20 protein-coding genes are annotated in these 21,056 nt (G+C 67.1%); 5 read left to right on the top strand and 15 right to left on the bottom strand.

Annotated elements, in window-relative coordinates:
- Window positions 1-4: 4 nt before the first annotated feature.
- The 8 genes from K883_RS12705 to K883_RS12670 are packed head-to-tail and all read right to left on the bottom strand — an operon-like array spanning window position 5 to window position 9,162.
- Window positions 5-826 (bottom strand): alpha/beta fold hydrolase, encoded by an 822-nt coding sequence (locus tag K883_RS12705; protein ID WP_008253616.1) that lies wholly within the window; start codon window positions 824-826, stop codon window positions 5-7.
- Window positions 826-1,818 carry a cyclase family protein gene (locus K883_RS12700; protein WP_036454624.1) on the bottom strand — a complete coding sequence of 331 codons (993 nt, stop codon included), beginning with the start codon at window positions 1,816-1,818 and terminating at the stop codon, window positions 826-828. The genes K883_RS12705 and K883_RS12700 overlap by 1 nt, the downstream gene beginning before the upstream one ends.
- The gene (locus K883_RS12695) at window positions 1,806-2,633 is read right to left on the bottom strand and encodes a coniferyl-alcohol dehydrogenase (RefSeq protein ID WP_086426962.1); all 828 of its coding nucleotides are present in this window, start codon (window positions 2,631-2,633) and stop codon (window positions 1,806-1,808) included. The genes K883_RS12700 and K883_RS12695 overlap by 13 nt, the downstream gene beginning before the upstream one ends.
- A 33-nt stretch (window positions 2,634-2,666) precedes the next feature.
- Window positions 2,667-3,971 (bottom strand): LLM class flavin-dependent oxidoreductase, encoded by a 1,305-nt coding sequence (locus K883_RS12690; RefSeq protein ID WP_008253613.1) that lies wholly within the window; start codon window positions 3,969-3,971, stop codon window positions 2,667-2,669.
- A 2-nt stretch (window positions 3,972-3,973) separates the two neighbouring features.
- Window positions 3,974-5,701: an FAD-binding protein gene (locus K883_RS12685; RefSeq protein WP_020821604.1), complete on the bottom strand. Its 1,728-nt coding sequence runs from the start codon at window positions 5,699-5,701 to the stop codon at window positions 3,974-3,976.
- 8 nt (window positions 5,702-5,709) lie between these two features.
- Window positions 5,710-6,627 carry a 3-carboxyethylcatechol 2,3-dioxygenase gene (locus K883_RS12680; protein WP_036454621.1) on the bottom strand — a complete coding sequence of 306 codons (918 nt, stop codon included), beginning with the start codon at window positions 6,625-6,627 and terminating at the stop codon, window positions 5,710-5,712.
- Window positions 6,575-8,299, bottom strand: coding sequence for a bifunctional 3-(3-hydroxy-phenyl)propionate/3-hydroxycinnamic acid hydroxylase (locus K883_RS12675; RefSeq protein WP_020821602.1), 1,725 nt, complete (start codon window positions 8,297-8,299; stop codon window positions 6,575-6,577). Before K883_RS12675 ends, K883_RS12680 begins: the two co-directional genes overlap by 53 nt.
- Window positions 8,299-9,162 (bottom strand): alpha/beta fold hydrolase, encoded by an 864-nt coding sequence (locus tag K883_RS12670; protein WP_020821601.1) that lies wholly within the window; start codon window positions 9,160-9,162, stop codon window positions 8,299-8,301. The genes K883_RS12675 and K883_RS12670 overlap by 1 nt, the downstream gene beginning before the upstream one ends.
- Window positions 9,163-9,288: 126 nt before the next feature.
- On the opposite strand from K883_RS12670, the gene K883_RS12665 reads away from it, so the two are divergent.
- Window positions 9,289-9,966, top strand: a complete 678-nt coding sequence (locus tag K883_RS12665; RefSeq protein WP_036454619.1) for an IclR family transcriptional regulator — start codon at window positions 9,289-9,291, stop codon at window positions 9,964-9,966.
- 26 nt (window positions 9,967-9,992) lie between these two features.
- Entirely contained in the window at window positions 9,993-11,609 is a 1,617-nt protein-coding gene (locus tag K883_RS12660) for an FAD-dependent oxidoreductase (RefSeq protein WP_020821599.1), read from the top strand.
- 25 nt (window positions 11,610-11,634) lie between these two features.
- Here the strand turns inward: K883_RS12660 and K883_RS26765 are convergent, their stop codons facing one another.
- Entirely contained in the window at window positions 11,635-12,438 is an 804-nt protein-coding gene (locus K883_RS26765; protein WP_020821598.1) for a CTP synthase C-terminal region-related (seleno)protein, read from the bottom strand.
- A 136-nt stretch (window positions 12,439-12,574) separates the two neighbouring features.
- On the opposite strand from K883_RS26765, the gene K883_RS12655 reads away from it, so the two are divergent.
- A complete protein-coding gene (locus K883_RS12655) occupies window positions 12,575-13,318 on the top strand; it encodes a class I SAM-dependent methyltransferase (protein WP_020821597.1) in 744 nt (247 codons plus the stop codon).
- 133 nt (window positions 13,319-13,451) lie between these two features.
- On the opposite strand, the gene K883_RS12650 is transcribed toward K883_RS12655, so the two are convergent.
- Window positions 13,452-14,672: a sensor histidine kinase gene (locus K883_RS12650; protein ID WP_036454618.1), complete on the bottom strand. Its 1,221-nt coding sequence runs from the start codon at window positions 14,670-14,672 to the stop codon at window positions 13,452-13,454.
- 113 nt (window positions 14,673-14,785) lie between these two features.
- Here K883_RS12650 and K883_RS12645 point away from each other — a divergent pair, with 113 nt between their 5' ends.
- Window positions 14,786-15,439 carry a response regulator gene (locus tag K883_RS12645; RefSeq protein ID WP_009954400.1) on the top strand — a complete coding sequence of 218 codons (654 nt, stop codon included), beginning with the start codon at window positions 14,786-14,788 and terminating at the stop codon, window positions 15,437-15,439.
- Here the strand turns inward: K883_RS12645 and K883_RS12640 are convergent.
- The 4 genes from K883_RS12640 to K883_RS12625 all read right to left on the bottom strand — a co-directional run bounded on the left by K883_RS12640 (window position 15,432) and on the right by K883_RS12625 (window position 19,128).
- Entirely contained in the window at window positions 15,432-16,328 is an 897-nt protein-coding gene (locus K883_RS12640) for a thiamine pyrophosphate-dependent enzyme (RefSeq protein WP_065508446.1), read from the bottom strand. The two genes, K883_RS12645 and K883_RS12640, sit on opposite strands and share 8 nt — an antisense overlap.
- A gap of 132 nt (window positions 16,329-16,460) precedes the next feature.
- Complete coding sequence (gene meaB / locus K883_RS12635) at window positions 16,461-17,348, bottom strand: methylmalonyl Co-A mutase-associated GTPase MeaB (protein ID WP_014710965.1); 888 nt, start codon at window positions 17,346-17,348, stop codon at window positions 16,461-16,463.
- Window positions 17,349-17,355: 7 nt separating this feature from the next.
- Window positions 17,356-18,495, bottom strand: a complete 1,140-nt coding sequence (locus tag K883_RS12630) for a thiolase family protein (RefSeq protein ID WP_036454614.1) — start codon at window positions 18,493-18,495, stop codon at window positions 17,356-17,358.
- 114 nt (window positions 18,496-18,609) lie between these two features.
- A complete protein-coding gene (locus K883_RS12625) occupies window positions 18,610-19,128 on the bottom strand; it encodes a phenolic acid decarboxylase (RefSeq protein ID WP_014710963.1) in 519 nt (172 codons plus the stop codon).
- 156 nt (window positions 19,129-19,284) lie between these two features.
- Between K883_RS12625 and K883_RS12620 the strand changes: the two genes are divergently transcribed.
- Window positions 19,285-20,151, top strand: coding sequence for a proline iminopeptidase-family hydrolase (locus tag K883_RS12620; RefSeq protein ID WP_036454612.1), 867 nt, complete (start codon window positions 19,285-19,287; stop codon window positions 20,149-20,151).
- Window positions 20,152-20,172: 21 nt separating this feature from the next.
- On the opposite strand, the gene K883_RS12615 is transcribed toward K883_RS12620, so the two are convergent.
- Window positions 20,173-20,943: an enoyl-CoA hydratase/isomerase family protein gene (locus K883_RS12615; protein ID WP_008253578.1), complete on the bottom strand. Its 771-nt coding sequence runs from the start codon at window positions 20,941-20,943 to the stop codon at window positions 20,173-20,175.
- Window positions 20,944-21,056: the final 113 nt, after the last annotated feature.

Raw genomic sequence — 21,056 nt, 5'->3', positions numbered from 1 at the left:
CGATTCAGAGGCTGCCCAAGAATTCGGTCAGCAACCGGTTGACCACCGACGATTGCTCGATCTGCGGGCAGTGCCCGGCGTCGTCGACCACCACCGAACGGGCTCCGTCGATCTGCTTGGCGATCTGGGCCGCCCAGCCGCTGGGCAGGAGCTTGTCGTCGCCGCCCTCGACGACAAGCGTTGGCACGCCGATGCGTTCGTAGGCCCGCACGCTGGACGGGGCGGAGGACGGCGTGGCGCCGGGGCGGCGGAACCTGGCCGCGGCGATGGCCTCCCATGCCCCCGGCGCGGTGCTCGACTCGTGACGGCGCCGCACGTAGTCCTCGTCGTCGGCATAGGCGGGGTCGGAAAACAGGGCTTCGACGATGCGGCGCATGGCCGGCAACGTGGCGTCATAGTTCTGCAGCGCCTCGAAATGCTGGTTCTGCTGGATTTCGCCGCCGCCGCAGATGATCACCAGGCTCCGGACCGGCAGCAGCGGCGTCTCCGACGTGCTGTCGGTGAGCAGGTTGATGGCGCCCATCGAATTGCCGACGAAGTGCGCCGAGCCGACCCCGAGCGATTCGCAAAACCGGGCGACGTGCCGGATCCGCATGCCGCGCCCGTCGACGAAGTCGATCACCTTGGCCGAACTTCCGTACCCCAGCATGTCCGGGGCCAGCACCCGGTAGCGTGCGGCGAGCGCGGAAATGTTGCGTTCCCAACCGAGTTCGGCACTCGCGCCGAACTCACCGCCGTGCAGGAGCACCACCGGCTCGCCCTCGCCGGCTTCCAGGTAACCGGTGGAAAGGCCGTCCACCGACAAGGTTTTGCGCTGAACGTCCATCATTTGATCGCGATCGGGTTGACCGGCGATCCTACTGCCCCAACGACTCTCAGCGGCGGGGCGATGAGCTGGAATTCGTAGACGCCATCGGCGGCGCAGTCCTCGGCCAGCGCGGTGAGATCCCAGTACTCGCCGAACATCATTCCCATGTCGCGCAGGCAGAGCAGATGCAGGGGCAGGAACACGCCCTCTACTCCCGAGACCAGGTCCTCGACCTGGAGGTTGTCGGCCGCGACCGCGGCGACCTCGTGGTCGTGCAGCCACGAGGCGCAGCTCCAGTCCAGTCCGGAGAAGGGTTCGGTCTTGTCCCCGGTCTGCGCGAACCTCGTCCACCAGCCGGTCCGGATCAGCACGATGTCACCGCGTTCGATCCGCACGCCCTGCGCGCGCGCGGCATCGTCTAATTCTTCGGGTGTGATCGGATTCCCCTGCTCGAGAAAGACTTCCGCATTCCGGTGGCGGACCAGATCCAGCAGCACGCCTCGCGAAGTAATGCCCTTGCCGTCGACCTTGTCTATTCCGCAATGCACGGCTCCCATGCTGGTCACCGAATCCGCTCGGAAGCCGTTGTAGAGCTGCTCGTCGTAGTAGACGTGCGACAGCGCGTCCCACTGACTTGCCGCCTGTAGCGGCATGATGATCAGGTCGTCGTTGAAGCGGAACGGATTGTCGTCGCCCAGGTAACTGCTGAGCTGTTGGGCTATCGGGTTGCTCGCCCACCCCGGCCCGTACCGGGCCAGCGTCTTCGCGTCTCCGCCATCGATGGTCATGATATGGACCGGGTTGTGCCGATATTCGAAGGCGCCCTGTGGGCCCGACGCACCGAAGTCCACCCCGAGTGGAAAGACCCTGCCGCGCCGGACCAGGCTTGCGGCCTGTGCGATCTTTTCGGAGGTGATGAAGTTCAGCGTGCCGAGCTCGTCGTCGTCACCCCAGCGGCCCCAGTTGCTGACATCGCGCGCAGCCCGGCGAAAGTCGGTCACACTGGCCACGAAGCACGCCCTTCCTCGAGTTCACGAGCTATCGCGGCGCCCACGTTTCCGCCGTCTACCCATACAACCTGACCCGAAATATAACTGGCCGCACGGCTATTCAGGAAGAGCAGCACCGCCGCCTGCTCCGCCGGTTCGGACACGCGTCCCAGCGGCTTGGGGATGTCGTCGAGGAAGCCCTGGCCGTATGCGGTACGAAGCTGGTCCAGGATCGGTGTCTCGGTGACCCCCGGCCCGGTGCAGTTGATACGGATCCCCCTGCCGCCCAGCGGCGTTGCGCTGCGCATGGTGTACAGGATGATGGCCTCCTTGGACAGTTGGTAGCCGTTGCCCAGCGCTTCGCGGTGTCGATCGCACCAGTCGATCCCCTCCTGCATGGTCGCCGTGTCGAGCAACGGCGCCACCTCGCGCAGGTGCTCACGGTAGGCGGCCGCCGCGAGCGAGGACACGCTGACGATGGACGACCCTGCGGTCATCTTCGGGATGAGCGCCTCGGTGAGATGGCGTAACCCCAAGAAGTTGATCGTGACGATCAACGGCGGGTTGCCCACACCCGAAGAGACGCCGGCGATGTTGAACAGCGCATCGACCGGCCCGTCGATGGACGCCACCGCGCGATCGATCGATGCCGGATCGGCCAGGTCGACCTCGTGGAAACCGCCGATCCCGAAGTCGGGCCGGCGCTTATCCAGCCCGACGACGTCGGCCCCCAGATCGGTGAGCTGACGCACCACGTATTCCCCGATGCCCGAGGCGCATCCGGTCACCACCGCCCGGCGGCCGTCGTAGCGCCACAGCTCGTCGATTGCTCCCAAGGCTCGCCCCGACATCCTGGTAGAACTCAGGCTCTACTTCTTCTGCTGGTCCTTCGCCCGCTGCGCCGCCTGCACGCGGCCTTCGTTGATCTCCGCCATGGCTTCGGGGATCTCGCTGGCGGTGAACTTACCGCCGCGGCCGGTGGGCAGTCCACCGAACGAGTAATCCTCATCGAACTGCGGTGCGGTCGATTTCGGCCGACGCGCCTCCACCTTTTCGATGACGGGCTCGAGCCGCTTCGCCTTTTCCGCCACGGCCTTCGCGTCCCGCTCGATGAATTCGGGGAGCACCTCCTTGCCCATCAACTCGATGGATTCCATGGTGCCCTCGTGGCTGCGCGGGTTGAGCAGCAGGATGATCTCGTCGACGCCGCTTTCTTCGTAGCCGCGCAGGAATTCGCGCACCGTGGCGGGAGACCCGATCGCGCCGCGGCCCGGCCCGTATGCCAGCGTCGGATCCTTGTCGACCTCTTCGAGATACCGCTGCCACACTCCGGTCCGCCCGGGTGTGTGCACCCCGGTCATGTAGTAGTGCATGATGCCGAACGAGAAGAACCCGCCGCCCTGCCCGAGCCGCTGCAGCGCCTGCTCGTCGGTCTTGGCCACCATCATCGACAGGTCACCGCCGATGGCGAGGATGTTCGGGTTGATCCGCGGGGTCACCGGGACGCCGTTCTCTTCGAATTCCTTGTAGTAGCCGTTGACCCGCTCGGTCAGCGGGCCGGGCCCGGTGTAGGCGAAACTCAAGGCGCCGATGGCCTTTTGGGCCGCCATCTGCACGCTGGCCGGGCGTGTACAGGCGACCCAGACCGGCGGATGCGGCTTTTGCAACGGCTTGGGCACGACGTTGCGCGCCGGCATCTGGACGTGCTCGCCGTGGAAGCCGGTGAACGGCTCCTCGATCATGCAGCGGATCGAGACCTCGAGGGCCTCCTCCCACTGGGCGCGCTTGTCGGCGGGGTCGATGTTGAATCCGCCGAGTTCGCCGACCGACGACGATTCCCCGGTGCCGAACTCGACGCGGCCGTTGGAGAGCAGGTCGAGGGTGGCGATGCGCTCGGCGACCCGGGCGGGGTGGTTGACCACGGGCGGCAGGTGCATGATGCCGAAGCCGAGGCGAATGTTCTTGGTGCGCTGGCTGGCCGCGGCCAAGAAGATCTCCGGTGCCGTCGAGTGACAGTACTCCTCGAGGAAGTGGTGCTCGGTCAGCCACACGGTGGAGAAGCCCGCCTTGTCGGCGGCCTCGACCTCGTCGAGGCAGTCCTGCATCATGATGTGCTCGTCGTCGGGCGCCCAGGGCCGCGGCAGGGCGAATTCGTAGAACAGCGAGATTTTCATTGCTACCTCCTATGAGTATTAACGGCTCGATTGGCTGCCTGTGCCGCAACGTGTTTCGCCGCGACATAGCCGAAGGTCATCGCGGGGCCGATGGTCGCGCCGGCGCCGGCGTAGCTGCGGCCCATCACCGGCGCGGAGGCGTTGCCCACCGCGTAGAGCCCGGGCACCACGGTGTCATCGGTCCGCAGGACGCGGGCGTGCTCGTCGGTGCGCAGGCCGCCGGAAGTCCCGAGGTCACCGAGGACGATCCGGAACGCGTAGTACGGCGGATCGCCCAGCGGATGCAAGTTCGGGTTGGGCAACGTGTGATCGCCGTAGTAGTTGTCGTACACGCTGTCGCCGCGGTTGAAGTCGTCGTCGTGGCCGTTGCGGGCGAGTTCGTTGAAGCGCCCGGCGGTTTCGGCGAGCTGGCCCGCGGGCACGCCGATCTTGGCCGCCATTTCTTCCCACGTCATGGCCTGCTTCACCACACCCGATTCCAGCCAGGCCGGAGGAATCTTGCGCCCCGTCGGTACGGGCGCGAATGGGATCTTGGGTATCGGCAGGTGTCCGCCGACGACGTAGCGGTTGAACGATCGGTGGTCGGTGATCAGCCAGCACGGGATATGGGTGACGCCGGATCTCTGGCCCTCGATCATGGCGTGGCCGAAATCCATGTACGGGGCCGCTTCGTTGATGAACCGTTTGCCGGCGCCGTTGACGATGAACTGCGCGGGCATCATCCGTTCGTTGAGCATGAATTGCATGCGGCCGTCCGGCCATTGGATCGCAGGGAACCACCAGGCTTCGTCGAGCAGGTCCGTGGCGGCGCCGACCTTTTGCGCCGCGCGGATACCGTCGCCCATCGCCGCCGGGTTGCCGAAGCTCCAGTCCTGGTCCACCTCGGGCAGCAGCTCCTTGCGCAAGCCGAGGTCGTGGTCGAACCCACCCGACGCCAGGATCACACCCAGCCGCGCCCCGATCCGCTTTGACTTGCCGCCGGTTTCCACCACCGCGCCGGTCACCGCTCCGTCGGCGTCGGTGAGCAGCCCGACCATCGGGGAGTCCAGCCACAGCGGGATGCCGCGTTCCCTCAGCGCCAGCCGGAGCCGGGCCGCCAGTGACTGCCCGATCGCCGCCATCCGCTCGCCGAACACCCTCGCCCTCACCATCCTCGCGATCAGCTTGAGCAACACGGCTTTGCCGGCCCAGGATTGGCGGATCCGGTAGAAGGTGCGCAACTCCTTGGGGCCCAACCAGATTCCTCTGGGCGCCAGCGCCAGCGGCTGAAGCAGCCGCTGCTCGTCGTCGCCCAGCTTGCGCAGGTCGATCGGCGGCACGTTGATGGTGCTGCCGAGTTCGGAGCCGCCCGGGAGCTCGGGGTAGTAGTCGGCATACCCGGGCTTCCAGACGAATTCGAACCAGCCGGACAGTTGCTCCAGGAATTGGAGCATCTGCGGTGCCGTCTCGACGTATTGGCGAATGCGCGCCTCGCTGACCAGGCCGTCGGTGATCAGCTTGAGGTATCCCACCACGCCCTCGGGCTCGGGCGCGTAACCCTCCCTGCGCTGGGCGGGCGCGCCCGGAACCCAGATGCCGCCGCCCGACAACGCGGTCGAACCGCCGAAGTGGGAGGACTTTTCGACCACCAGGGCGTCGAGCCCGGAGGCCTGGGCGGTCAGGGCGGCCGTCATGCCTCCCCCGCCCGACCCGACGATGAGTACGTCGACAACGTGATCGAATTCGTCCACTGCGTCCGTCATTTCGGAAGTGCCGTTCTGATGGCGAAACCGGCGATCAGCTCGGGGGCCGGTTTGTAATAGCGTCCCGTGGTTTCGTATGGTCCCGCAGCCTGAAGCGCCGCGAACGCCGCCACCCATGTGCGGATTTCCTGCGCGGAGCTGCCGCCCTCGTGGGCCACGAACGCGTTCGACCACTCATCCAGGTCGCTGAGCCATCCGCCGTCGATGATCTCCAGGAATCGGTGGTCCCACGCCGGGTTGAGGGGCTGCAGGTCACTGTCGCCGGCGGCGAAGCTCTTAGCCGCATCGATGACGGCCGCCTGCCGGGCCTGGCGCTGCTCGGAGGTCATCGGCCGCCCGTGCACGATGCGCTCCAGCACGGGTGCGCCCGCGGTGGCCAGCGTCGGCACGGGCGGACTGTGGGAGAGCCCACCCGAGCCCAGCACCAGGACGCGCTTGTCCAGGGTGGCGAGATAGCCACCGACGGCGGCGCCGAGCGCTCGGCAACGGCGCATCGGGCCTAGCGGCACCCCGATCGCGTTGACGAAGATCGGGATCACGGGACGCGAGGTGGCGTCGCCGAACAGCTTTTCGAGCGGCTGGACCGTGCCGTGATCCACGTCCATGCTGGCCGACACCGCGATGTCGACACCCGCGTCGAGGATGGCCTTTGCGCAGTCGCCGGCGAGGTCCTCCGGCACGTCCAGTGGGCCGGCGTGGGTGCCGTAGTCCCCGACTCCGGTGGCGCTCATGCCAATACAGAACGGCGGCATCACCTTGTAGAAGAACCCGTTGTAGTGATCCGGGGAAAAGGTGACGACGAGTTCGGGATCGAAATCCTCGACAAATCCTCGCGCCTCGGCGATCGCGCCCTCGATGTCGTCAAGCAGGTCCCGCGACGGCCCCGGAAGACTCAGGAGCGGGCTGTGCGACATACAGCACAGAGCCAGTGCCACTTTGCAAATCACCCCCTTGCGGCGTCAGGGTCAGCGCGTCAAGCAGCGCGGCGCTCAGGTCGGGGGTGCGCTGAGCGATGCAGGCGCCCGCGACGCATCGGTCGGGGCGCAGGAACAACACCGAATCGGAATGGGTGTCGAACCACGCTTTGAGGTCACCACGGCGATCGCCGACGATCACGACGTCGGGATCGTCGTGCCCGGTCCAGTGCAACTGTGTCACCGGCCGCAGCGCAAAGAAGCGCGCGCCCAAGGCTTTCCAGCTTGCGAAGGCGGCTTCGCCGAGGAGCGTGCGGGGGTTGTTGTTCCAGCACAGCACCGCGAACCAGGTGCCCAGCACGTCGTCGAGCAGCACATCCTGTCGGTCTCTGGTGTCGACTCGCGGCTGGATGAACAGCGTCCCAACCGGCGAATCGCTGCGGCCGGGCTCGGCGTGCACGACGGCGCCGTGCTCGTAGCGCGGCATGGGCTTGAACCGCATTTCCAGCACATATCGCTTGAGCGACGGCACGATTGACGCCGACCTCACGAGCAGGTCGCGCGCGCCGGCCACCCGCCGGTTGGTCGGCGAGATCACGCGGCCCACCATGGTGGACAGGTCGATCATCGCGCGCGCATGCTTGCGGCGCTCCACGTCGTAGGTGTCCAGCAGCTTGTCGTCGGCGCGGCCGCTTACCACCGCCGCGAGCTTCCAGCCCAGGTTGGCGGCGTCGCGAATCCCGCTGTTGTAGCCCTGCCCCTGCCACACCGGCATCAGGTGCGCGGCGTCGCCGGCCAGCAGCAGCCGGCCCCGGCGAAACGCGCCGGCGATCCGCGAGTGGTGCGTGTAGACCCGGCGCCGGATCACGTCGACCCGGTCGGGGTGGGGCACCATCCGGGCCAGCATCTGCTGCAGGAAGGCCGGGTCTTCCGCCTGTTCGTCGGTCTCGTCGGCGTGAATCATGAACTCGAAGCGGCGAATACCGTGGGCGATCGAGATCGAGGCGTACGGGCGCTCGGGGTCGGCGCCGACCTCGCTGTTCGGGTGCCCGAGTGGGTCGTTGGCGATGTCGACCACCAGCCACCGCGTCGAGGACGTCGTCCCGTCGAACGACACCCCCATCACGCGGCGGGTCATGCTGCGCCCGCCGTCGCACCCGACGACGTACCGTGCCCGCAGTCTCGTTGTGTCGCCGTTGTTCTCGACGCCGCCGCCGAGCTCGACGGTGACCCCGTCGGCGTCTTCCCGGCAGCCCGCCATCGGGCTGCCCCACCGCACCTGGACGTGGTCGAATCGGTCCAGGCCGGCCAGCAGCTCGGCATCGACGAGCGGTTGCACGAACCCATTTCGCTTCGGCCAACCGAAACGCGCGTCGGGCGGGGCCATTTCGGCAAGCACGCGGCGCTTGGCGTCCATGAAGCGAAGGATCTGGTTGGGCACCGTGTGCGGCAGCACCCGGTCGGCAAGGCCGATCGACTGGAAGGTGCGCAGCGCCTCGTCGTCGAGACCGACCCCGCGCGGGTAGTCGATGAGGGTGTCCCGCTCTTCGACCACCACCGTGCGAATCCCTTGCAGGCCAAGGATGTTGGCCAGAGTCAGCCCGACCGGGCCCGCCCCGACGACGAGGACGTCGGTCTCGGTGTCAGGTGTCTCTTGCCCCGGAGTCGCCATCAGCGACCCAGCAGGAAATCGAGATGGAGGCGGTTGAAGGTCTTGGCGTCCTCGTACTGCGGCCAGTGACCGCAGCCGCGCATCACCTCGAAGCGCGCGCCGGGGATCATCGACGCGATGCGCCGGCCTTCGCTGACGTCGGCGGTGGGGTCGTCGCTGGTCCACAGCACCAGCGTCGGGGCGATGATCGAGCCGTACTCGGCCGGACCGAGGATGTTGCGTGCCCGAATCTCGGGATCCTGCAACGCCATGATGTCACGCATCGCGGAGACGAATCCCGGTTGGCGATAGACGCGTTGGCGGCTGGCGACCAGGTCGTCGTAGTCCTGGGACTTGTCGGCCATCAACCATTTGATCCGCGCCTGCACCGTTTCCCAGGTGGGATCCTCGGCGGCCGCCATGGACAGGGTGATGATCCGCTGCATCACCGCGGGGTCGGCCTGCGAACCGCCGGCGGTGTTGAGCACCAGGCGGTCGACCACGTCGGGGTGGTCGACGGCGGCGCGCGCGGCCACCCAACCGCCGAGGGATTCGCCGCTGATGCACGCGCGATCGACACCGATGGTGCGCAGCACGGCCATCAGGTGCTCGACGTAGTGGTGGACTTCCAGTGGGTGGCCCGGCTTGTCGGTGTAGCCGTGGCCCAGCATGTCGATCGACCAGGTCCAGAAATGATCCGCATGGGCGGCCAGGTTGCGCACGTAGGCCTCGGCGTGACCGCCGGATCCGTGCAGCAGAACCAGCACCGGCTTGCCCGGGTCCCCGGCTCGCAGGTAGCGGGTCCGTATTCCTCCGGCGTCGAGGTAGCCCTGCTCAAACGCGACGCCCTGGAGATCGCTCCAGATGCTCTCGAAATCCGCCACGGTCCTGTCCGGCCTCCAGATCGGGGAAATCTCGTTCTCGTTTTCGACGCGCTTCGTGTGCTAATATCGCACACTGATGTGCGTTATATATAGAGCTTCGCTCTCGCGGGAAGGTCTGTCAAGGCTGTGACGGGTTCCGGTACCGGGTCGCAAACCCTGGCCAGGGGTCTCGCCGCGTTGCAGATGGTGGCCGAGTCCCCCGCCGGGCTCACCGTGCAGCAGCTCGCCGATCAGGTCGGGGTGCACCGCACGATCGCCTACCGGTTGCTGACGACGCTGGCGGAGTTTCGGCTGGTGGCCAAGGGTGAGGACGGGCGCTACCGCCCCGCGGCCGGTCTCGCCGTGCTAGGCGCGTCGTTCGACCGCAACGTGCGCCAGCTGAGTCTGCCGACGTTGCGCGCGCTGGCCGACGACCTCGGCACGACGGTGTCGTTGCTCATCGCCGAGGGCGACCAGCAGGTGGCGATCGCAGTCATCGTGCCCAGCCACGTCGCCTACCAGCTCTCCTTTCACGAGGGCAGTCGGTACCCGCTCGACCGCGGCGCCGCCGGGATCGCCTTGCTCGCGTGCATGCCACCGCGCCCGGGCGAGCGGGAGTTGGTGTCGCGGGCGCGCGAGCGCGGATGGGTGACGACCTACGGCGAGATCGAACCGAATACCTACGGGCTGGCCGTGGGGGTGCGCCGCCCGGCGCCGTCCCCACCGACATGCATCAACCTCATCTCGCACCGAGAAGACGTGGTGATGCGCGGGAAAGACGCGGTCGTCAAAGCCGCCAAGGAGTTGTCGGAGCTACTGAGCTAGCCACTGAGCTGAAGGGATAGCAGTCCATGTCATGGGACCACGAAGTCGACGTCGTCGTGCTCGGCAGTGGCGGCGCGGGGCTCACCGCCGCACTGACCGCGGTCGTGGCGGGCGCGTCGGTGGAGGTTTACGAAAAGGCCGCGACGGTCGGCGGGACCACCGCCGTGTCGGGCGGCATCGTGTGGATCCCCGCCCATAACCGTTCTCCCGACGGCGAATTGACCCCCGCCGACGCGTTGCAATACCTGCGCGCCCAGTCGCTCGGCTCGATGGACGACGAGCTGGTCGAGACGTTCGTGCGCACGGGTCCGGCGATGCTCGACTTCATCGAGGCGCACAGCGGCCTGCAGTTCGAGATCGCGACCGGCTTCCCCGACTATCGGCCGGAGTTGCCGGGCGGACAACCGACGGGCGGCCGATCGCTGAGCGCGGCGCCGTTCGATCTCGCGCAGCTGGGCGAATGGGCAACGCAGATCACGTCTTTCCCGGCCGACTGGTCCAACGTGGGTTTCGATGCCGAGACCAGGGCACGCCTGCACGCGGCGACCGACGAACGGACCGGCCATCTGTGTGTCGCGGGCACGGCGCTGATCGCGGGCCTGCTGAAGGGCCTGCTGGACGCCGGCGTGACCCCCCATACCAATGCGCGGGCCGAGGAGCTCATCACCGACGGTCCAGAGGTGACCGGGGTGCGCGTCGCCCTGCCGGAACGGACGATCAGCGTTCGCGCGCGACGCGGGGTCATCCTGGGCACCGGCGGCTTCGAGTGGGATCCGGCACTGACACAAGCCTTTCTGCGCGGCCCCATGCACGGCGCGGTCTCTCCACCCAACAACACCGGCGACGGGCTGCGCATGGCGATGGCTCACGGGGCCGACCTGGCCAACATGGGCGAGGCGTGGTGGGTGCCGATCGTCCAGATCCCGGGCGACACCATCGAGGGCAAGCCACGCAGCCGCAGCGTGCGTCTGGAAAGAACGCGACCGCGCAGCATCATCGTCAATTCCGCGGGGCAGCGCTTCGTCAACGAAGCGTGCGACTACAACTCGATGGCCGGCGCCTTCCACTATCTGGATCCTCGCGGCGGGTACGTCAACGATCGCGGATGGATGGTGTTCGATTCGATTCACCTGCAGCGCTACGGATTTCTTGGTGTGGAGCCGGGACAGCCCGTCCCGGATTGGTTCTGCGAGTCGGCGGACCTGGCCGAGTTGGCCGCCAAGACCGGCATCGACCCCGGCGGTTTGGCTCGCACCGTCGAGAGCTGGAACCGCCACGTGGCCGACGGTGAAGACCCCGACTTCGGTCGTGGTTCCAGCGCCTACGACGGCTACTGGGGTGACGACAGCGCGACGACGCAGGCCGGCAAGACGCTGGGCCCAATCGACACCGCCCCGTACTACGCGGTGCCGGTGAGCATCGGTGCGATGGGCACCAAGGGCGGCCCGCGCACCGATCACGACGCCCGCGTCCTGCACGTCGGTGGCGAGCCGATACCGGGGCTTTTCGCCGCCGGCAACGCCATGGGCGGAGTGACCGGGCGGGCCTACGGGGGCGCGGGCGGAACACTGGGTCCGGCAATGGTTTTCGGCTACCGTGCGGGTCACGCGGCCGCGACCGGAAAGTCCGTCGACCTGAAATAGCGTGTTTTGGGCGCCGAGCGTGGCTCTAGGTACGAAAGCCGCCGCGAGTTCGATCATAGGCCCCACGCTCGGCGTTACTGGGGGCTCGCTCGTCGTACCCAGCTCCTCGCTGACCATGCTGCGCGGCGCGTTTACGGGCGGCCGCGGACAACAGTTGTGTCACGAGCGGATGAGGTTCCTCGACGGTGGAGCGACTCTGCGGAACGAACAACGTGGCGATGTAGTACGGGTGGTCCGATAACTCCAGGACGCGAGCTTCTTCGTGGTCGTCGACTCCGGTGACGCGCAATCCGGCTGCTTCCAGCGCTGGTCGATAGGTTTCATTCAATCCGAAGTCGCAGTAGTAATTTTCATAAATCCGTCGCTTCCCATAGCACTGCGCAGCCAGTGACCCAGGCTGGAGGTTGAGCGGCATGGTTCGGCCCGCCAGGGAACACGTCAATGAAGAGATGAACAACACCGATCCGTACGGATCGTATTCGGCGTGCTCCGCATCTTTGAAGCCGAGGACATTGCGGGCAAATTCAAGAACGATGTGCTGGTATCCGCCACAGGTACCTAGCGTCGGCACACGGTTTTCGCGCCCAAAACGTAAAGCAGCAAGGGCTCCGCGCAAACTGCGGTATGGACTACCGGGAGCACACCACAGCGCATCGGCGGCAACGATCGGCCGGAGGTCGGCTTCAAGCGATTCGGTTGCCAGCCATGTAATCGAGGCGTGCAGACCCAGCAATGTCGCTGAGTGGCTTATCGCGCTGTTGGTCGCGATATGAGGACCATAGGAACTGTCGAAGTCGCCAACCACCGTAATGCTTAACGGCTCGGTCATTGGGGCTCTTTCGTTCGAAGGCCCTTCCAGCGTGGCAGCTTGCCTCGCTACACACCAATCCTTTTTGGCACGCGATTCGCAACGTAACCCACGGTGATGCTGGCGCAATCGGCCCTACCTGCGTCATCCTGAGCTGATGGTGGCCTACGACAGGATCGGTGCTACCTATCGCAGCACCCGCCGGCCCGACCCGCGGATCGCTTCGCAGGTGCGCGACGCGCTCGCCACGATGGGCACCGTCGTCAACGTCGGGGCGGGCACCGGTTCCTACGAGCCGGGCCAGACCGTCGCCGCGATCGAGCCCAGCATGGTGATGATCGCCCAGCGCCCTCCCGGCTCGGCGCCGTGTGTCCAGGCCGTGGCGGAGGCATTGCCCCTGCGGGACAAGTGCGTTGACGCCGCAATGGCGTTGTTGACCGTGCATCATTGGGGCGATCTCTCCGCCGGGATCGCCGAGCTGCGCCGGGTCAGCCGCCACCGAATCGTGATATTCACCTGGGATCAAGCAGTGATCGACGACTTCTGGTTGCTGCGTGAGTATCTGCCCGACGCCGCTCGCATCAACAAGGCGCTGTACGTACCGATTGAACGACTGGTGGAGCTGTTGGGCGGCGCGCAGGTGCACACCGTACCGATACCGCATGACTGCACCGACGGATTCGGCGCCGCCTTTTGGCGCCGGCCCGAGGCCTACCTCGACGCCACCGTCCGCGCCGGCATCTCGATGCTGGCCTACGCCGATGAAGGCGCCTTGGCCGACGGGCTGGGCCGGCTCGCGGCCGACCTGCGCTCGAGACGATGGCAACGACGACACGCGGAACTCCTTGAACAACAACAGCTCGACGCCGGCTACCGCCTGCTCATCAGCGATGGCGGCTAAGGATCAATAGGAGAGCCTCGTCGGTGATAGCGCCGGCGATAGCGCAAACCAAACACATTTCATGCCAACCAAACTGGTGCCCGCGTGACTGGTGTGACCGACGAAGCGGCTCGACCCGACGGTGCGAGCGCCGTCAGTCCTTCAGCGGCACTTCGACGCAGACGTGCGTGCCCACCGGGACATCGAAAAAGACCGTTGCTCCCCCGGCGGCCTCCACCCTGGCACGGTGTGACGCCAGGCCGATGTGCCCCTCCTCCAGACGATGTGTGACGGTCTCGGGGCTGAACCCGACGCCGTCGTCGACCACATGCAAAACGCAGGTCCCCTCGGTGATCCCGAGCCTGACCGACGCGTTGCGGGCCGCGGAATGTCGCACGACGTTGGACAGCAACTCACGCACCATCGCGAACACCACGGGATCGATGGCATTGCGCGCCGAATAGTCGATGTCCGTGGCGATCTCGATGCCCGAACGCTCGGCGGTGAACTCCGCAAGCTGCTGGACCGCAGCGCCGAGCCCGACCTGCTCGAGAACCGCCGGATGGAGCTCAAACGTGGCCTGCCGCAGTCGTTCCGAGGCCTGCCGCAGTCCGGCCGATGCCCGCACGATGCGCTCATCGCCCGGGAATGCGGTATCCAGTTCGTCCAGCTCTTGGCGCACCGCCAGGATGTCTTGCAGCGGTCCGTCGTGAATGAACTCCGAGATCCGGCGCGCCGCCTCGTCCGATGCGGTCATCGTCTGGGCAAGCAGTTCCTCCCGTAAGGCGCTCAGCCCGGCCACCGAGCGCGTATGCCGCTCCTCGATCCGCACCACCAGGAAGGCCGCGCAGCACAGGAACGCATAGAGCAGGAACCGAAACCCCGCCTCCGGCAATCGGACCGCGCTGGTCATCACCGGATCCTGCAGCACGGCGATCGCGAACCCGAGCATGGAGAAGATGAGCACCACCGCCGCGCGACGCGAAGAGACATCGAGCCCCAACAGGACCGGCAACATGGCCATGATCAGCAGCGGGTAGACCCCGTCGGTGGACAGCAGCTGAAAGACCGTCAGCGCGACGATGTCGATGACGGTGAACGCGAACGGCTCCAGTCGCCCGATCGCGACCAAACGGCCCATCCCGATCCATCGCCGGAAAGGCGCGAAGGCCAACGCCGCGGCGCAGGCCGCGACGCACGCGTACAGGACGATCAGCACGCTTTCTTGCGGCCACTCGTGCCGGTCGGTGCCGATGATCATGGCCGCGACCATCAGTCCCACGACACCGATCCGAAGCACCGAGCCGATTCGATACGAGCGCAATTGATGAATCGTGCGCACCCGTTCCAGTTCCGCGTCACCGGCCCCTGCCACCCGATCACCGTACTCATCAAGGCACGCCACCTCGGGGCAAACTGAAAAATGACTCATCGGCCGACACAGAAAAGGCGAACGCCGTTGCTTGGCAAACCGCTACACTGTCGGCCATGGTTGGCGCGACTGCCCCCGAAACGGTGCGGGTGGTCGTCGCCGATGACCATCCGCTCTTTCGTGAGGGCGTGGTGCGCGCGCTGTCGTCGAGCGGCTCGGTCAACGTCGTCGCCGAGGCGGAAGACGGCTCTGCGGCACTGGAATTGATCAAGGTGCACGAACCCGACGTCGCGCTGCTCGACTACCGGATGCCGGGCATGGACGGCGCGCAAGTGGCGGCGGCAGTGCGAACCCAGGGTTTGGCCACCCGAGTGTTGCTGATCTCGGCGCACGACGAGTCGGCGATCGTGTACCAGGCGCTGCAGCAGGGGGCCGCCGGGTTCGTGCTGAAGGACTCGACGCGCGGCGAGATCGTCAAAGCCGTCCTCGACTGCGCGCAGGGCCGCGACGTCGTGGCCCCCGCCCTCGTCGGCGGCCTCGCCGCGGAAATCCGCCAGCGCGCGGAACCGTCGGCACCCGTGCTGAGTGCGCGAGAGCGCGAGGTGCTCAACCGAATCGCGCGCGGTCAAAGCATCCCTACGATCGCGGGCGAGCTCTACGTGGCCCCGTCGACGGTCAAAACGCATGTGCAGCGCCTCTACGAGAAGCTCGGCGTCAGCGATCGCGCGGCCGCGGTCGCCGAGGCAATGCGACAAGGTCTGCTCAACTAGCCGCCGACCAGGGGTTTGGCGCCCGCTCAGCCTCGGCCCGCACCAACGCTTTTGCGGACGCGATCGCCTCGGCCACCAGGTGGCGGGCGCCGCGTTCCACCTCGTAGAGCCGGTCGGCGTCGACGCCCTCGGCGATCAGCTGCCGTCGCGCAAACACCAGCGGATCCATCGCCACGGGGTGGTTGGTCCGGTAGGTGATCGCCTCGACGAGGGTGGGCCCGCCGCCGGCGCTCGCCCGTTGCACCGCTTCGGCGACCGAGGCGCTCACGGCGGCGACGTCCCTGCCGTCGACCGACAGCATGGGCATCGCGTCGGTCTCATAGGCGCGCCGGCGCGCGTCGGGCCCGCCACGGATGTTCTCCACGACGAACACCACCGGCAGCCGCCAGGTCACGGTGATCTTTGCGGCCGTGGTGAATTCGACGGAGTGCGCGTCACGACCGCCGACGACACACAGCGTGACCTTGCCTTCGCCCGTCATCCGCTGCGCATTGGCGTCGCCGAGGGCGAACAGGGTCGACTGCCCCAGAACGCTTTCGTTGGCCAGCGCTTGCTTCCAATCGGCAACGCCGGGTTTGCGCGACGCGCCGCGGGCTTTGCCGATCGTCTCGGCGATGACCGGACCCAGTGGCAGGGCCAGGCCGACGTGCTGGGCGTGCCGGATATGCGGCGCGGTGGCATTGACGATGTCACCGGGGCGAAGCGCCGCAACCGTGCCGACGGCCACCGCCTCTTGCCCGAATTCCATCCGCACTGCCTCGTCGACCAGGCCGTCGCCGCGTGCCTCTTCCAGCGCCATGTCGAGCAGCCGCAAGACCCACATCCGGCGATACGGCTCCAGCCGGTCGTCGCGCCCAGACACTGTCGGCAGCGCAGGTGTGTAAGTCATGTGCCGGACCTCCTCCGTCTCAAGCGATCTGCTCGACGCTCAACCTAGGACGGTCGTGCGCGGCATACCTCCGCCGATCGGTCCGCAAAGGTGATGAATGCCCGTTCCCCCGATCGGGGGACAAACGGGTGGTCAGTCCGCCTGAGGTGTGCGGGGCGCGAGCAGTCGGTCGGCCGCCGTGTAGGGGTCCTGGTCGCCGTCGACGACGGCCTCGGCGAGCCGGTCGAGGTCGGGTTGGGTCCGCAGCCGGGTTTGGGCCAGCGACAGGATCTGTGCGCGGGCGCGGGCCAGCCGGCGGGCGCGGCTGTCGGTGCGGCGGTGGTCCTCGATGACGCCCATGAGCTCGTCGATGCCCTCACCCTGGGCGGCGATCAGCGAAACGATCGGGGCGCTGGTCTCGGCCCGAAGGTCTCGGACCGTCTGCTTGGCGCCGTCCCGGTCCGCCTTGTTGACCGCCACGATGTCGGCGACCTCCAGCACCCCGGCCTTGGCGGCCTGGACGGCGTCGCCCGCACCGGGATTGAGAATGACGACGGTCGGGTCGGCGACGGCGGCGATCTCGATCTCGGACTGCCCCACCCCGACGGTCTCGAGCAGGACGACGTCGTAGCCGATAGCCCCCACCAGGCGGATGGCCGCCGGAACCGCGGCCGCCAGCCCGCCGAGATGGCCCCGGGTCGCCACCGAGCGGATGAGGACGTCGGAGTCGTTGATATGCGCGGCCATTCGAATGCGATCCCCCAGGAGCGCTCCTCCGCTGAACGGGGACGACGGGTCCACGGCCAGCACCGCCACCCGGCAACCCCGTGCGCGGTAGGCGCCGACCAGGGCGGCGACCGTCGTCGACTTGCCCGCGCCCGGCGGCCCGGTGATGCCGATGACGGGCCCCATGCGCTCGGGCGCGGGCCCGATCGCCGCCAGGACCTCGTCGCGCTGCTCCCCCTCGACGAGGCTGAGCAGCCGTCCCGCCGCGCGGGGAGATCCGTTGCGCGCGCGGTCGATCAGCTCAGCGATGATCATGTACGCATTATGGAGCCGCGACCTCGATCACCGTCGCCGAGCCCATTCCGCCGCCCGCGCACATCGCCGCGACACCGATCCCGCCGCCGCGGCGGCGCAATTCGTGCACCAGGGTGACGAGCATCCGGGCTCCGGTCGCCGCGACGGGATGCCCCAGCGAGCAGCCGCTGCCGCTGACGTTGACCTTTTCGGGGTCAAGTTCGAGGAGCTTGATGGTGGCCACGCACATCGCCGCGAAGGCCTCGTTGATTTCAAACAGGTCCACGTCGGCGACCGAAAGGCCAGCGCGGCCAAGAGCTTTCGGGATCGCCTCGACCGGCGCCAAACCGGTGACCGCCGGGTCGACGCCGACCGACGCCCAGGACCGGATGGTGGCCAGCGCCGGCAGCCCGAACCGGTCGCTGGCGATCGTCAACGCGGCGGCCCCGTCGTTGGCACCGCAGGCGTTGCCGGCGGTGATGGAAAAGCCCTCGATTTCCGGGTGCAGCGGCTTGAGCGCGGCCAACTTCTCCATGCTGGTGTCGCGTCGTGGGTGTTCGTCGACCGAGAACAACCCGTGTGGGGTGTCGATGGGGACGATCTCCTCTTTGAAACGGCCTTCGTCGATGGCGGCGATGGCGTTGCGGTGCGAGCGCAGCGCCCAGGCGTCCATCTCCTCGCGGGTCACGCCGGCCTTGACCGCGGCGTTCCAGCCGACGGTGATCGACATGTCCATGTTGGGCGCGTCGGGGCGGTCCGGGTGGGTGGGGGGAAACCAGTCGACCCAGTCGCCGTCCACCTGCAACCGCGACCGCGGCGACGTCGACGCCGAATTCACGCCGCCGGCGATCACGAGCTCGTCCATTCCCGCGCGCACGCTCGCCGCCGCGCTCTGCACGGCCGCCTGGCCCGCCGCGCAGTGGCGATTGTTGGCCAAGCCGGGCACCTGGGTCAGGCCCGCGGTGATGGCCGCGTGGCGCGCCAGCACGCCGCCTCCGTAGAGGCCTTCGCCCAGGATCACGTCGTCGACCTGCGCCGGGTCGAGATCCGTTGCCGCTTCGGTGACGACGTGGTGCGCCAGATCGAACGCGCTGGTGTCGCGCAGGGTCCCCTTGCGTGCGGTGCCGATGGGGGTGCGCAGGGCGGACACGATGACGGCTTCAGGCACGGGTCTTCTCCAGTTCGGCCGGTGGGTGCGGGCGGTGAAAGCCACCCGCACATTCACGAGAATACCATTCTCTCAACACGAGAGTACGCGTTGCAACAAGCGGCCGAAGACCGATCAGTTGGTGCGGTCGGACCATCCCGGCGGGAGGCGGTCGGGGCCGGTGTCGATGACGGTCTCGTCGTCGGGACCGACGTATTCGAACAGGGTGATGTAGGCGAATTCGGGGACTTCGTAGATGGGGTAGGTCGGGCCTTGATCTCGGTAGGCCCGCATCTCATCCAGGTGTTCGTTCTGGTAACAGACAGTGCGCTCGCCGTGCACGCGGATCCACTGGGGGAAGAAGATGACGCCGTGGATGCGCCGCTTGGACGGCAGAACGTTGACCGCCACACAGGTTCCGGTGGGTTCGGTCCAGGAGATCTTGAAACTGTCGTCGTCGAGCTGGACGAGGTTGACCTCCTGGCCCTTGACCCAGCGGCCACCGACATGCCCGGAGTGGATGCGGTAGTCGATTGTGGTGGCGTTCTTGACGTACATCTCGTACTGCCATCCGTTGGCGTAGGTGTAGATAAAGCGGTGCCCGACGATTCCCGAAAAGTCTTGCGGTGGAATCGGGTTTGCGACGCTGGTCATTGCCGTTCCTCCTGTGTGGGTCTCGGCCGTGCTGGCTGCCACGGTGACGATCCTGCCAGGGACGCCGCGCCGCTCATACAGCAGGTTTACACCGATGCGCCCGCCTGCGTGAGCGGCGGTCCTGCGGAAAGCGCGCAGGTCTGCGATGGTGGATAAATGGTTGAGGGAAGGATCGCGGTCCCGGGCGGCGAAGTGTGGTTCGAACGGACCGGCGGCGGCGCGGGTCTGCCGCTGCTCGTCATACACGGCGGCCCCGGCCTACCGCACGGCTACCTGCGGTCGCTGGGACGCTTGGCCACGCAGCGCGAAGTCATCTTCTGGGATCAGCTGGGTTGCGGGAAATCCAAATGCCTGCCAAACCACAAGCTTTGGACAATGGATCGCTCGGTGGCCGAGGTGGACGCCGTAGTGCGGGCTCTGGGGTTGCACCGTTTCCATCTTTTCGGCAATTCCTGGGGTGGGATGCTGGCCCAGCAGTACATGCTCGACGCGACCCCCTCGGGCGTCGCCAGCCTCACCATCTCGAACAGCATCGCGTCCATTCCGGAGTTCGCGAAGATGGTGGCGCGCTTGAAGTCCGAGCTGGATCCGGCCACCCAGGCGGCCATCGACCGGCATGAAGCCGCCGGCACCACCTATGCGCCCGAATACCAGGCCGCGATACGCACCTGGAACGAAACCTACCTTTGCCGGGTGCGACCCTGGCCACGTGAGCTCGAGGACGCGTTCAGAGGCATGGGTGCGGAAATCTTCGAGACGATGTTCGGCCCCAGCGATTTTCACATCGTCGGGACGATCCGGGATTGGGACGTGTTCGAGCGCCTGCCCGAAATCTCCTCGCCCACAATGCTGCTCGCGGGCCGCTACGACGAATGCGCGCCGGAACACATGTTTGCGATGCACCAGCGCATAGCGGGATCCCGGTTCGAGCTGTTCGAGTCGAGCGCCCACATGCCGTTCATCGAAGAGCCGGACAAGTTCGACGCGGTGATGCGTGACTTCCTGCGCCGCCACGACGCCTGAGGCCACCGCGGGCCGATAGCCTCAGTTTTTCTTGGCCGCGTTGAATTTCGCGACGTTGGCCCGGAAGTCCTCGGTGACAAAGGACTGGCTCTCGGCCGATAGCGCGTAGTCCAGGCTGGCCAGCACGGCGCGCTCCAGGTGGATGTTGAGCACCCGCTTGGTGCTCTCCACCGCCTGCTGGGGCAGTTCCAGAATCTTTTTCGCACAGGCGATCGCCTCCGAGACCGGGTCGGCCACCACGTGGTTGGCCAGTCCGAGTTCGACGGCGCGCGGCGCCTTGATGCGTGTTCCGGTCAGCGCGAACTCCTTGGCCAGCAGCAGGCTGATGTGCAGCGGCCAGGTCAGCGGGCCGCCGTCGGCGGCCACCAGCCCCACCTGCACGTGCGGGTCGGCCAGATAGGCATCCTCGGCGATGTACACGATGTCGCTGAGCGCGACCAGGCTGCAGCCCAGCCCGACGGCGGGGCCATTGACGGCCGCCACCACGGGAATTCGACACCGTGCCATGCCCAGCACGATCTCGCGCCCGTCCCGGATGGTTTTCGCGCGCAGCTCGGCGTCGTTCGCCAGCTCTTCCAGGTACGTGAAATCGCCGCCGGCCGAGAATGCCCTGCCGGCGCCGGTGATGACCGCGGCGCGGGCGGTGGGGTCGTCGGTCAACCGCTGCCACAGCCGCGCGAGCCCGACGTGCAGGTTGTCGTTGACCGAGTTGAGCGACTCCGGCCGGTTGAGGGTGATGATGCGCAGCGCGCCGTCGGCCTGGACATCGATTTCGGTAGGCATGTCGTACACGTCAGACTCCTTCGATGATCGTGACCCGCTTCACCCGGGCTTCGCCCGCGTTCGCGATCACTCCTACTTCAACGGTCGTGACCCGCTTCACCCGGGCTTCGCCCGCGTTCGCG

Source organism: Mycobacterium sp. TKK-01-0059 (assembly GCF_000709305.1).
GTDB lineage: Bacteria > Actinomycetota > Actinomycetes > Mycobacteriales > Mycobacteriaceae > Mycobacterium > Mycobacterium intracellulare.
Note: the sequence above shows the minus strand (reverse complement) of the source record. Positions and strands in the feature narration are given on the sequence as shown.